The organism is Sphingobium sp. RAC03 (assembly GCF_001713415.1).
Taxonomy (GTDB): domain Bacteria; phylum Pseudomonadota; class Alphaproteobacteria; order Sphingomonadales; family Sphingomonadaceae; genus Sphingobium.
On the sequence record NZ_CP016453.1, the window covers coordinates 286,000 to 299,249 of the forward strand.

The window sequence follows — 13,250 nt, forward strand, 5'->3', positions numbered from 1 at the left end:
CTCTCATAGCAATCATCGCGACAGCGGCCCTTATCAGCGCCGCGATCGGCGAGGGGCGCGAAAGCCCGGCGCCCCATTGGAGACGGCGCCATGGTCGCTAGATTCATGGGCCTTGGCCGCCCTCGCCACGCCCGCTCGGCGCTGTCGGCACTGGCGCCATTGGCGCTGATGACGCTCGCGCCCGTTACGGCTGCGACCAGCACCATCGGCCGCACCTGGCCGATCGCCGAACCCGATGCGCTGAGTGAGATCGAAGGCCGCGCTGCGCATGTTCCCGACATGAAAACCGCCTTTGGGCCGCGCGAGCGCTGGTCGGCAATGCAACCTGCCGCGCTCGGTATCGCCCGCGCCGATCGCAACCGGACGGTGGTGCCCTTCTACACGCTCGATCAGGATATCCGGCTGCCAGGCGGAAAACTTCTTTACGCCAAAGGCTATAGCTTCAATCCCCTCGCCTATGTTGCGCTGCCCCAGCGGCTGATCGTCGTGCATCCTCGCGATCTGGCCTGGGCGCTGCATACCGCAAGGCCCGCCGACTTCATCCTGCTGGCCGCCGGCGGTCTTTCCCAGGCGGGAGATACAGATGCCGATGCGATCACATTGGGTGAGCGTCACGGCCGGGCGCTGTTCCTGCTTGAAGAGCGCGTCAAGGCCCGAATCGGCCTCACAGTCGCGCCGGTGATCGTCGCCCAGACAGGGCAAAAGCTGGTGCTGACCGAGGTCGCCACGCCCCCCAGTCCACGGAGGGCAGCGCGATGAACATGGTCGCGATCCGAAGAGCTCTGACGCTCGGTTCGGCCTTTGCGGCATTGGCGATCGCCTCGCCCGCTTATGCATCCAAATGCGAGGCGGGCACGGTCTTCAACCCGATCACCAAGGTGCGCTGGAACTGCATCTTCCCGATCACCATCGGCGGCGTGAAGGTGGGTCCGAGCGATCCCCTCGGCAAGGCGCTCGATGCGCAGTCCGCCTCCAAACCCTTATGCGCCTGCCGCAAGGGCGTGACCTTCTGGTTCGGGGTGAAGGTCAGTTTCTGGTCGCCCAATCGCATGGTCGACGTGGTGACGGAGCCGGGCTGCATGATGGCGCTGGGCGCTGACATCATGCCGACCGGCGGCAGGCTGCAGGGCAGCCAGACCAGCATCGCTGACGGCACCAACACGCGCAAGATGTTTGCCCAGATGCATTATTACATCGCGCCGGTCTGGAAGATGCTCGACATGTTCACCGACCTGCCCTGCATCGAGGATGACGGCTTCGACGTGGCGCTGATCACCGAGGTGCTGCCGACCTGGCAGTCGGCAACTTTGGGCGCGATCATACAGCCCGAGGCGATCCTGTTCGGCAATCCCGCCGCAGGCCTGGCCTGCATGGCTGACAGCGCCGCGGCCGCGGCCGGCAAGGTCGTCGATCCGCTCTTCTGGTGCATGGGATCCTGGGGCGCGACCTATCCGATCGCCGGCGACATCCATTTTGGCGACAGCGTCGAGGCCTGGGCGGGGCTCGCCGCGCGCGGCGTCTTCATGATGGGGCGGCTTGGCGCGCTGACCGTCAGTTCAGCGGATGGCTGCTCCTTCATCCCGCAACCGGTCTGGACCAAGAGCCGCTACAAGTTCCAGCTGATGGAACCGGTCAAGGGCGGCCAGTGCGTCAATGTCGGGCGGCCCGGCGCGCTATGGACGTCCGCCAAGCATGCGCCGGGCAAGGACAATGCGCAATTCATGCTGTTTGAAAAGACGATCTGCTGCGCCGGGGTTTCGACGCCATGAACAGGTCCCCTTTCCCGATCCGCATGCCATCGCCTGGCATCAGCCGATGGTCTGCCCGTCATTCCACCGAGCCAGGCGTTCCCCATGCGGTCAGGCCGGTGTCGCATCCCCCCTGCGGCACCAGTCGGACGGTCGGCGTGGCCACAGATGCAGACGATGATGCGGCGGTCCCCTCTTCGCCGCATGTGGTCGTGGCCACGCTGACCGTTTTTGAAGGCCAGGCTGTATTCCGGGCAGAGCTTGTCGAGCCTGTTCCAGCTATATTTTTGTTCCGGCTGCGACGCGGGTCGCGGCAGATCACCCCGAGCGAGAACTGGCCATGAGGCCAGGCACCCTCGTCCTTGTCGCAGCGCTCGCCCTGCCTGCCCCGCTTCTTGCGCAAACGGCACAGGACCGCGCCCGCGCTGCGGCGGCCGCCACGCGGGCGAAGAGCGCGGATAGCGATGCGCTGCTTGGCCATTATGTGACGCCGGGTATGGCCGGACAGCCTATCGCCACCGTGGATTCCTCAAAGAGTTTCACGCCCAACCTTGCCTGCCAGAAGAGCGCGACACTGCTCGAACTGCTCGCCCAGCCCAACGCCACCGGCGATATCGGCACGCTCAGCATTGCGCGCGACAGCGATCTCGACGGCCACTTCGATGAGGCATTGACCGTTCCGGTCCCCACCTCGGGGATTTGCGCGAACGGGATCATCTCCTGCACGCCGGGCAGCTGGGACGCGTGCCATTTCTTTCGCTGGGACACGTCCGCGGCCGGATCGTTGAAGCTGGCCCAGGTCGAGCTGACCGATCTTGCAGGTTGTTACTGCGTCAACAATAGCTGCGGCAGTAATCTGGTCTGGGGCAATATGGCCTCGATACTTAAGGATTTGGGCGGCGGCGTGGTTGGCGCGCTGACCACCGCCGATCCGCGCGTCGGCGTCGCACAAGCCGCGATCGATGGCCCGATCATTCGCTATACGGGCGCGCAGACGACGTCCTGTACGGCGCAGCCCCGGATTGGCGCCACGGCCTACAAGGCCAATCCGGGCGCCATGGCGAGCGACGCCGATGGCGCCGCGCAGACGAGCAGTGTTTTCCAAGCGCTGTCCGCGTCTTCGGCCGGAACCGGCACTTCGCAGGTCATCAAAAGCTGCACCATTACCCGGCAGATCGCACAGGAAGAAGTAACCGCCGAAATGATCATCGATCGCGTGTCGGGCGGCTACGCAACCTCTGCTGCAAATCCAAGCAGCCGCACCTTTGTCATGGGTTCGCCCGTCGACAACAGCCTCACGGGGGGATCCTGCACCCTCATCGATTTTCATATGACGCTGCGGGTCAAGGATGCCCAAAGGCTACAGCAGGTACTTCTGACTCGCTTTGGCGGTGACGACTGGGCGCAGATACGGATCGATGGCGAACTGGTCGGCTCAGGTCCCGATGGCTGGAGTGGAACCGGACCGCCACCGGGCAAATGCGAGAAGAAGAGCGCCTTCTATGTCGATCCCAATTTCGATCTCACAGGAAAGCTCACGCAAGGCGATCACGATATCTGGCTGCGTGTCGCGGTCGCCGATGGCGGCGAAGCTTATGCTGCAATCGAAGCGACGGTGGACGCGGGTTGCCAGACGAGCGAGCAGCTTGTCGACACCTGTGCGGGCTATGCCGCCGATGATAAATGCCGCCTCGACGACGAAGAGGTGGATGGCGTCGTCACCTATCGCAACAGCGTCAAGACCGGGCTTAGCCCCCTGCCCCAGACCCGTTTGATCGGCACCGGCACCTGCGCGACGCAGATCAACCGCCCCTTCTTCGAGCGACAGCGCCGCTACGCCTGCACGGTCGATTTAGGCGCTGCCCCGCAGCCCGATCTCTCGCGCGGCACCTATATCATCGATCATTCGACCGAGACTTTGGTCGCTGACCGGGTGAAGCATGCCGATGGCAGCGAAAGCCTGACGACCCGCAATTTTTCCTTGCCGGTGTTGGGCAGCGTCAATGCCTGCGAGCCGATCTGCAAGACCCGCAAGCCGCAGGCCAACGCAGCCGTCGCACCCGATGGCGTGACGGGGGCGAAGCAGACCGACCTCATAGGCTGGGATAGTTTCTATCACGCCTGCCAGGACAGCAATGTCTGCCCCGCGGGCGAGGGCGAGGAACTGGTCCAGGGCTGTGGCTGCATCGATGATTTCCCCGAAGCGGTGGTGATGATGCAGACGCTGCGCCTGGGCGGCGCCGACATGGTCTGCACGAGTGCCGTGCGATGAGGCGCGGACGCATCTTGCTCTTAGGGGTCATCCTTCTCGTTGGCGGTGTCCCGCTGATGCCTGGCGTCGCGATCGCCCAGCAGATGTGCGCGGTCGATCGCAACGGCAATGGCGACGCGGCTGATGATGGCGAGACGGCAAGCTGCCACCTGACCGGCGCGGGCGGATGGATGTGCCCCATTGGCGAAACCCTTTGTGAGACCGATGGGACAGGAACCATGCATTGCCCGCTGGGCGATCAGCATGCCTGCGCGGTGCCCGCGAGCGGCGGCGCGCCAAGCTGCTCGGCCAACGCCTGTATCGACACTGGCGCCAATCCCATCGTCGAGGAGCCGGCGGTGGATGATCCGGGCGTCGAGGCCGACGGCGCCGTCGATGCCGATGGCAATTGCCTTGGCACGATCGAGATTTTTTCCGGCCGCGCCGCGCGCTGCCGCCCTGCCGGCCTCAGCACGACCTTCCAGAATTGCTGCCAGGACAAGGGAAAAATCGTGAAGGACGGCATGGGCGGTTCGATCTCGTCGATCACGACCAAGATCGCGGTCGCCAAGGGCGTCTTCACCGGCATGAAAGCAGCCTACACCGCCTTCAAGGCCGGCGCGACCGCCAGCCAGGCGGCGAGCGCCGGCGCCAATGCGATCATCGTCGGCATCAATCCCACGTCGATCGCGATCAGCCTCGCGGTCAACTTCATGATCGATCTGCTGCTCCAGGGCTGCGACCAACAGGATATGGAAGTGGGCATGCTGCGCGGTTCGGGAATGTGCCATGAGGTCGGCAGCTATTGTTCGTCGAGCATCCTTGGCATCTGCGTGCAGAAGGCCCGCGGCCATTGCTGCTTCAACACCAAGCTTGGCCGTATCATCCAGGAACAGGGTCGCTCGCAACTGAAGGCCTTTAGCGCCATTGGCTGGGGCACCGCCAAACAGCCCTATTGCCGCGGTTTTACGCCGGAAGAATTCCAGGCGCTCGATTTCTCCCGAATGGACCTGTCCGAATATTATGCCGAAATCGAGGCGCGTGCCCAATCCGACATCCAGATCGATATGAAGGACAAGATCGATGCCCATATGCAGACGATCAATAACTAGGCGCGCCCTGCTTCTGGCGGGCATTGCGTTTGCGCCCGTATGGCTCCAGGCGAGCGAACCGCAGACCCCGGCCGGTCAGCCAACGAGCGACAATGCGCGGACGCGGATTGAGGACCAGGGCGAAGCGGCGCTCGAACGCGTAAAGCGCGCTGTCGGCAAAACCAGGGCATCCGCGCCGCCTTCGCCCGTTCTGCCCGCCAAAACTGATGCCGCGTCGCAAAGGCGTGCTTTTGAGGGGATGAGCCGACGCAAGCATGATCCGGCCATGGCGAAGCGCGTAGAAGCTGATGTTGCGGCCGCCCGCCAAGCCCTGGCCACCGAGCGAGCCATGGCAAGTCACCGGATCGCCCAGGCACTCGGCCTCGAACAACCCGAAGAGGCGGCGCTGGCCGGGGTCATGTCTGCCAACGGTGGGAAGAACCGGGTCCCCGTCCTGTTCGTGTCATCGTCCATGCCGGTCGAAACTTTGCGCACCTATGCGGGGCAGCTTGAACAGGTTGGCGGCGTGATGGCCTTTCGCGGCATGCCGGGCGGGATGCGGCAGGTCGGACCGATGGCCAAGCTGTCGGCCGCAATCCTGCGTATCGATCCGGGCTGTGACGGTCCGGCCTGCGCCATGCGCGACATACAGTTGATCGTCGATCCGCAGATTTTCCGGCAACATCGCGTCACCCTGGTGCCTGCGCTGGCAATGATCCCCGGCGATCCGACCCGGCCTTATTGCGAACGCGACGAGGCCAGCCCCCGCGCGGCGCATCTCGTGCTGGGCGACGCCGCCCTGTCCGGGCTTCTTGAGGAATATGGCCGCCTTGGCGGCAAGGCGGAGGTGCAGGATGCTCTTGCTCGCATGGCGCGCCGGTAACCGGGCCTGGCACGAACTTAAGGATCTGCCGCTGCGCGCCGCCGTCGCGCTGGGCGCGAGCGGCCTGGGGCAACCGGCGCGCCCGAGGCAGCTCTTCAAAGCCTATGGGATCGTCCTGCCGATTGGTCTCTTCGCCTGGTGGTCGATGCCGCAGATAACCCTGGTCATGACGCCCTCTGTCGACGCCTGGGTCGTGCACCGCTCGCCAGGGCCCGTCCGCCGCGGTGACCTCGTCTCATTCATGCTCTCCGCCCCGGTCGCTGGCCCCGCGCCTGTCGCCGTCACCAAATATGCTTTGTGCATGCCCGGCGACCGGATCGTCATGGTTGAGAAGCCCGCCACCCTGGGTACGGGCCGCAACGGTTTCTATTATTGCAATGGCCAGCTGATGGGTATCGCCAAGCCTGTAGCGCGCAGCGGCAAGGCGCTCCACCACTGGCGGCCGCAAACTCCGCGCATTCCCGATGGCATGATCTTCGTCGGCTCGAGCCATCCCGATGGATATGACAGCCGCTATTATGGCCCGGTCGCGATCGAACGCCTCACCCGCATGGAGAAGCTGCTGTGACGCGCCTTCTCACCCTGGCAGCCGCGCTCCTGCTGCTGCCGGTCGATGTGGCTGGTGCGCAGGCCACCCCTTCAGGCACGGGCGATCGCGGGACACGGGGCTATTGGTGGTATGAGACGCCCGGATCCGACGTCGCGCAAGCAGCACCCGACGATGCCGTCCCCAAACCTGTCATTCCGCCGATGGTTGACCTCGCCAGATGGTCCCCGCCCCGGATCGCCAAGCTGATCGAACAGCAGCGCGATTATGCCGCGACGGTGCTGACCATAGATGCGGTCGCGGATTTCTGGCGGCTGCAGGACTTTGCCCGGCGCAAGGCCCGCGCCTTTGCCGGCGTAACCCAGCTTGCCATGCTGACCCACCCCCAACTCAATGCCCGGGCCGCCAATCCAATGGTGGGGGAAGCCCGCGATGCGCTCGGCGCGCATAAGGACCAGGTCCGCCGCCACTATCTGCGCGCCCATGCCTGGGAATTTGCGCTCGTCATGTTCGCCCGGGAGTCCTGCGGCTATTGCAAGGTGCAATGGCCGATCGTCCAGCGATTCCAGGACGAGATGGGCTGGCAGGTCAGCCTCATGGATCTCGACCGAAAGCCCGAGCTCAGCCAGCGCTTCGGGGTCGAGGTGACGCCGACAACCATGATCATTCGCCGCAACAGTCCCCAGCGCATGGTGATCGCCGCAGGGGTCGAGACCTATCCCAATCTCGCCCAGATGGCCTATCAGGCGGTCAGGCTGCTGAGCGGCGACATCCGGCCCGAACAATGGCTGACGGGAGCCGGCGAGGAAGACGGCTTCTTCGATGCGCTCGCCAATGGGCCGGTCTCCTCGACTGATCCGCGCGTGATCGGCGGCGACCTCGTCGATGCCCAGGAGCCAGGGCCGTGACGCGCCTTGGCCAAGCCCTGTTTGCCTGGGCTCTCATGCTGACAATATCGGTGCAGACGCCCGCAATGGCCGCTGCGCAGCAGGCAGATCGCGACCTTGCCAGGCGAGCCGCCATTCATCCGGTGTCGACAGACGCAGACATGCGTCTCTGGATCGCGCGCGTTCCGGTAACGCGCGATTTTCCTGCCGATTTCGAGACCATGCTGCGTGGCCAAGCGTCGCTCTACACTATCGACATGAGCACGGCATCAGCCTGCCTGCCCTGCGGCGATCTGTGGTCGAAACTTGAGGCATTCCGCGCCCGCTATGGCTGGCAGGTGCGCACGATCGGCGCGCAGGAAGCGATGCTGCGATCGGGACGTCTCGGCCTTCCCTGGGTCGGAAACCCCGTCGCCTGGGTACGCCCGCTTGCCGACCCGAACCGCATGGTGCCGATCGCGATCGGCACCGACCATAGCGCCAATATTGCGCGCAACGCCTGGCTTGCAGCCCGGATGCTGACCGGAACACGGGCAGCAGTCGGCGTGCGCGCCCTGTCGAAATTTACCGGGATCGTCGGCGTGAGGGCGCCGGCCTCCACTAACCCAGAGCGACGCTGATCATGGCGGGGCGGCGTCGCTTGTCCATTTTCATGAGGAAGCCTGCCATGGGACATCATCCACATCGTCTGATCCTTACGCTCTCCATCATTGTCGCCTCGTGCGGTCACGCCGCCCCGGCCTATGCGCAAGGCTGGGCCGAAAGCTGGTTCGATAATGTCACCTATACCTCGCCCGGCAGCTTCGAGGACCAGACCCGCGGCTATGTGACTGCAGGCGGCATGTCGGGCCGGGTCGACGTGCATGACGATTATCTCATGAGCCTGACCGTGCCCAAGGTGAAGGCGGGCTGTGGCGGCATCGACATGTTTTTGGGCGGCATGTCGTTTCTCGACCCCGACTATCTGGTCCAGAAGCTGGAAACGATTCTGCAGGCCGCGCCGGCCGTGGCTTTTCAATATCTGCTCGAAACCCTCGACGAGAAGATGGGCAACATCATCTCGAAGATGGAAGCAGCGACCAATTATCTGAACTCCATCCAGGTGAACGACTGCCGTCTCGCCAACCGCATGGTCCAGGTCGCCAAAGGCGACGATAACATGTCGGGGATAGTCGAGGAGATGACCGGCTACAAGTCGATCCGCGAAGGCTATGCCAATAGCTGGCAGCAGAGCCGCGAGAAGATCCAGGCCAATAAGGGCAATCCGACCGAAGATCTGAAGGATGCGCTCGCCAACTGCCCGGCCGAGGTCACCGACATCTTCAAGACCGGCTCGCTGCTTGCCCATGCCGCCGCGCGCGTCGGCGCGTCCGACTGGGCGGGCGTGATGCGGGCGCGGGTGGGCGACGTCTATATGCGCTGGGATAGCAACGACAAGGTGCCGCTTTTCTCTGCCATCCCAGCCTGCCCGCGCCAGGACACCGAAAGCGCTGATGATTTCCTGACCGGGCGCGTACCGACCCGGGCGCTCAACATTCCCGCGACCGCCTCGGACTGCGCGGTGAACGGCGCCGGGCGCGGCGCACTGGTCCTGGCGCGCGAGCGGATGGACGCGATCGCCGTCAAGATCCGGACACGCGCGGCGCTCACATCTGAGGAAAAGCAGTTTATCGCCAATGTGCGGACCTTGCCGGTCTATCGCCTGCTCGAATGGGGCGTACGGCAGGGCCTCACTGACAGCGTGATCGCCGATACCGATGAACTGGTCGCCCTCACGCTCGCTTATCAGATGCTGAACGATCTCACCCGCTCTATCGACTTCGCGCTCCAGAACGCCGAGCGGGGCGCGACCACAGCTGGCGCGGCAGACGCGGAAAACACCATCATCTGCCAGACCCGGATCCTGACCAAGGGCATCGAGCAGCTCCGCGAATTGCGCGACGAGGTGCTGCGCCAGCGCGCGCAGATGCGCCAGTCCTATATGGCTGCCATGAGCCAGGCGAACCTGTCGGCAAGCTATGCCGGGGTCGTGCGCCAGCGTGACCGCGATGCCCGCGACGCCGCGGGCGCCAACGCCAACCGCAACCGGTGAGGCGAGCCATGCGCCAACTCATTCGCCTGGCATGCGTCCTGTTCGGCCTGCTGAGTGCCTCACCCGCTCTGGCCATCGATGCGAGCTATCACACCTGGGACGGCTTCTCCGAAACCGTCGATGCGTTTCACCTGGTGGCGATGATCTTTGGTGATCCGCGCTATGAGACGCTGGTCGTCATCATCGCGGTGGCCGGCATCGCGTTCGGCGCGGTCATCGCCAGTATCCGGGGATCGGGCATGGGCCTGGTCGCCTTCGGGTTCCAGATGCTGGTCGGCATCGGCCTATTTGCAGGCATGATCGCCACGACCGGCACCGTCCACATCTATGACCGGGTACGCAATGCCTATCAGCCGGTCGGCGACGTTCCCAATCTCATCGTGCTGGTGGCTGGCGTCACCAATCTGATGGAACGGGCGCTGGCTGAAACCATCGATGACAACACCACCGATCCCAATGCCAAGCTGGAATTTGGCGCAGGCGGCCATGCGTTCGACCTGTTCCTCAACGCAGTGTCGCCGCGCAGCCCGATCGTCGATACCTTCCTCGACGCGAGCGTGAAGGATTATGTGCGCCAATGCTATCCAGTGGCGCGTGTGTCTCCGGCCTATGGCGTCGATGACGATCAGCTGTTCCGGACCTCGACCGACCTCCCTGCCTCCTTTGCGGCGATGGCGGGCCCTGCGACCTTCTCGACCGTCTTCACGCCGAGCGACAAAGCGGGAACGACGATGAGCTGCGATGCAGCCTGGGCGTATATCGCCGACCGCCTGTCGGATGCCACATTGTTCGATGCCTATAGCGACCAGGTCTGCGCGCGCACCGGGTTCGATGTGAACCAGGCGAGCCAGCGCGATCGCTGCCGCCAGCAGATCGATGCGCTGGGCGACATGATGCTCGGCCAATCCATGAGCCGGCAAAAATTCCTCACCAACATCCTGCTCGGCCAGACCGTCGGCGACGTCCTGTTCGAGGATTCACCGGCGGCGACCGCGCGGGTAATGGCGAACCGGGCGATCGAGTCCAACGGGCTTGCGACGCTTTCGACGGCCAATGAGTGGATGCCGACCATCCGGGCTTCGGTGTTCGCGATCATGCTGATGATGATGCCGATCGCGCTGCTGTTCATCCTGACGCCGATCAACCTGCGGGTCGCAAGCTTTGCGCTGGGCCTGTTCGTCTTCGTCGCGCTGTGGGGCGTGATCGATGCCGGCATCTACCAGCTGACCCTGGGCCGGGCGATGGACGTGTTGGCCGAACTGCGCGCGACCAACGTCGCGGCCGATAGCTGGATCCTTGCGCCATCGGCCGCGATGAAGGCGCTCGCTATCTTCGGCTCGTTCCGAACAGCAGCGGCGGGCCTGGCAGGCGCGTTCGTGTTCACTGTGTTCCGCTTCTCGGGCAATATGTTCACGGCGTTCACGTCAGGCATGCTCGGTGTCCAGGGCCAGGGCAGCATGGCGGCAGCAACGGTCGGGACAAGCGAGGGCTATGCCTCCGCGCTGGAAGCACAGGCTTCGGCTGGTGGCACGATGGCGCGGCGCTCCACATCGGGGGGGTTCGGCGATTTTGGCGAGCGCAGCAGTTTTGGGCTCGACCGCGCATTTTCTTCAGCCGGGTCGGTCATCGGAGAACATGGCGGCGGCGCGACGGGGACGGCGGCGTTCGGGCTTGGCCGGGCGGATGCCGCACGGGAACTGGGCGGGCTCTCCCCTGCCCTGGTCGGGCGGGATTTAAGCGATCCTGCCACGGCCAGCGCGATCCGTGCCAATGCGGCAACGTCGGCGATCCACAATTTTGCGCAGGGAGACGCCCTGCGCAAGCTTGGCACGAACTATTTCGGAGAGGGTCAGGGCGGGGAGCGCGCCTTTGCCGCCTTCGCGCAGAACATGGTGCAGTGGAAGGCGTTCGGCGACAGCCAAGCCTATGAGATGATGCAGTCGGGCGCCCAGCGGCATTTTGAGCGCAGTGGCTATGATGCAAAGGATGCTGCGCTCAAGGCCTCGACCGTGATAGCCCAGGCGGGCGCCGATCCGACCTTCGCCAAGATCACGGCCAACGCCTTCGATCAGGAACAGATGCTCCGTAATGACCTGACTGCCGCGCAGACGCAGGTGGGCGCGATGGAAGGACGACGGGACTATGCCGGCGACAGGGTTGCGGCGGTCGAGCGCGGCAATGTCGCGACGGAACAGGCGCATCGCACCGGGCATAATCAGGGGCAGCGCGAGGCCGCAGGGATGCTGGGTCTCTCGGTCACCGAGACCAGCCGGCGCATCGGGTTTATCAATGCACTATCGGGTGAAGCCCGATCGACCGCGATCAGCCAGTTGTCGCGTTCGACCGGGCGCAACGAGGCGCAGGTGCTGCGCGCCCTGGAAAGCTATAATGCCGCCGTGCAGGTGGGAACCGCCGACGGCGCGAGTGCCGAGGCCGCCCGCGAAGGGACCAGCGTCTATAATCGCACGCGCGAGGCCGCCGGTTATGATTTTGCCGAGCGGTCGGGCAAGCTTGATGCGCAGCGCGAGATCGGTCCTGATGGCGTGCGCAGCTCGGCCCAGATCGGTGAGCAGCGGCGTCAGGCGGATAATGCCGGTTTTGCACAAGGCGCTGCTGCGGCTGGTGTATCGGTGCGCGAAGCCGCGCATCTGGATTCTTTCATCCGCGCGCTGGCGGGTATTGCCGGAAACCAGGTTGATATGGCTGAAGGTGGCGCAGAAGGCATTGCCGATCGCGCGCGCAACGAACGCCTGACCGGCATCGTCGACAAGGAGCGGCTCAGCCGCACCCAGGCGCTGTTGCGTGCCCATGGCGTGGAGCTGTCGAAGCGCCAGATCGCCATGGACCAGAATGGCGACATCGGCCTCAATCTGACGCCGGAACTGGCCGCGCAGATGTGGCGAGGCGGGCTTATCAACGAAAGCCAGCTTGGCGCGATCGCCAATGGCGGGCACGCCCGGTTCAGCTTCGCGCATAATGATCTTCTCGTGTCCAGCAGGACCGGGTTCAGCCAGTCCGCGCGCAACGACACCAGTACGCGGTTCGAAGCCGGCAAGCAGGCCGGGCCGGACACGATAGAGCATTTCCTGGGCAGCGGCGCGCAAGGCCAGGCCGCCATGGCCAATTGGTTGCGCAGCGGGTTCGAGATGGATCGGCGGGGTGACTGGCGGCTGAAACCGCAGGTCGCCGATACGCTGGAGCGTGATGTCACTGCGATCATGGTTCAGACCGGGTGGCAACGGTCGCTTTCCCGATCGGCCGAGCATCAAACGCAGGATAGCCAAACCTTATCCGGGAACATCACTGCCTCAGCGTCTCGCGGAGTGAGAGGTGATCGGAAAGAGGGCGGCAGGTCCGAGAAGGGCAACAGCGTCACGGGAAACGCGGCCGCAAGCCTGGCAGCGGAAATTTCGGATCGCGGAGGGTTCGGAGTGGCAGCGCAATCCTCAATCGATATAGTGAATTACGATGTGCGCGAAGCTATAGCCGCTGCTGAGCGCACCGCCTCAAAGTCAGCGCGGCCCGAAGAGGCTTTCACCCGAGAATTAAGTCAGCAGGTACTCGGCAGTGATGGCTTGCGAAATCGCTACCTGGAGCAAGCAGATTCCGGTCGCGGAACTATCGACGTCACCGGGCCGATCACTTCCCTTGAACAGTCATCCGTACTGAATACGGGTCGGCTGATGTCAGATCGGGATAATGGCTTGGCCGATGGGGATTCTCGCTTCAAAAGTCGGCGCGACCAATGAGC

At 64.3% G+C, this 13,250-nt stretch carries 10 protein-coding genes; all 10 read left to right on the plus strand.

All coding sequences use genetic code 11. The features are described from left to right. The first annotated feature begins 90 nt into the window (after positions 1-90). The 10 genes from BSY17_RS01320 to BSY17_RS01365 all read left to right on the plus strand — a co-directional run bounded on the left by BSY17_RS01320 (position 91) and on the right by BSY17_RS01365 (position 13,248). Positions 91-759, plus strand: a complete 669-nt coding sequence (locus tag BSY17_RS01320) for a conjugal transfer protein TraW (RefSeq protein ID WP_443019413.1) — start codon at positions 91-93, stop codon at positions 757-759. Positions 760-761: 2 nt separating this feature from the next. Beyond that, positions 762-1,769 (plus strand): TraU family protein, encoded by a 1,008-nt coding sequence (locus BSY17_RS01325; protein WP_443019417.1) that lies wholly within the window; start codon positions 762-764, stop codon positions 1,767-1,769. Positions 1,770-2,088: 319 nt separating this feature from the next. Next, on the plus strand, positions 2,089-4,020 hold the full coding sequence (locus BSY17_RS01330; protein ID WP_069064036.1) for a hypothetical protein: 1,932 nt from the start codon (positions 2,089-2,091) through the stop codon (positions 4,018-4,020). Then, positions 4,017-5,111 carry a conjugal transfer protein TraN gene (gene traN / locus BSY17_RS01335; protein WP_069064037.1) on the plus strand — a complete coding sequence of 365 codons (1,095 nt, stop codon included), beginning with the start codon at positions 4,017-4,019 and terminating at the stop codon, positions 5,109-5,111. Before BSY17_RS01330 ends, traN begins: the two co-directional genes overlap by 4 nt. Before the next feature lie 265 nt (positions 5,112-5,376). Beyond that, entirely contained in the window at positions 5,377-5,973 is a 597-nt protein-coding gene (locus tag BSY17_RS01340) for a type-F conjugative transfer system pilin assembly protein TrbC (RefSeq protein WP_249023520.1), read from the plus strand. Beyond that, positions 5,945-6,541 carry a S26 family signal peptidase gene (locus BSY17_RS01345; RefSeq protein WP_069064038.1) on the plus strand — a complete coding sequence of 199 codons (597 nt, stop codon included), beginning with the start codon at positions 5,945-5,947 and terminating at the stop codon, positions 6,539-6,541. The genes BSY17_RS01340 and BSY17_RS01345 overlap by 29 nt, the downstream gene beginning before the upstream one ends. Then, entirely contained in the window at positions 6,538-7,428 is an 891-nt protein-coding gene (locus BSY17_RS01350; RefSeq protein WP_069064039.1) for a conjugal transfer protein TraF, read from the plus strand. Before BSY17_RS01345 ends, BSY17_RS01350 begins: the two co-directional genes overlap by 4 nt. Further along, on the plus strand, positions 7,425-8,027 hold the full coding sequence (locus BSY17_RS01355) for a hypothetical protein (RefSeq protein WP_083216968.1): 603 nt from the start codon (positions 7,425-7,427) through the stop codon (positions 8,025-8,027). The genes BSY17_RS01350 and BSY17_RS01355 overlap by 4 nt, the downstream gene beginning before the upstream one ends. 47 nt (positions 8,028-8,074) lie before the next feature. Continuing rightward, the gene (locus BSY17_RS01360) at positions 8,075-9,499 is read left to right on the plus strand and encodes a conjugal transfer protein TraH (protein WP_069064040.1); all 1,425 of its coding nucleotides are present in this window, start codon (positions 8,075-8,077) and stop codon (positions 9,497-9,499) included. A gap of 8 nt (positions 9,500-9,507) precedes the next feature. Then, positions 9,508-13,248: a conjugal transfer protein TraG N-terminal domain-containing protein gene (locus tag BSY17_RS01365; RefSeq protein ID WP_069064041.1), complete on the plus strand. Its 3,741-nt coding sequence runs from the start codon at positions 9,508-9,510 to the stop codon at positions 13,246-13,248. The last annotated feature ends 2 nt before the right edge of the window (positions 13,249-13,250 follow it).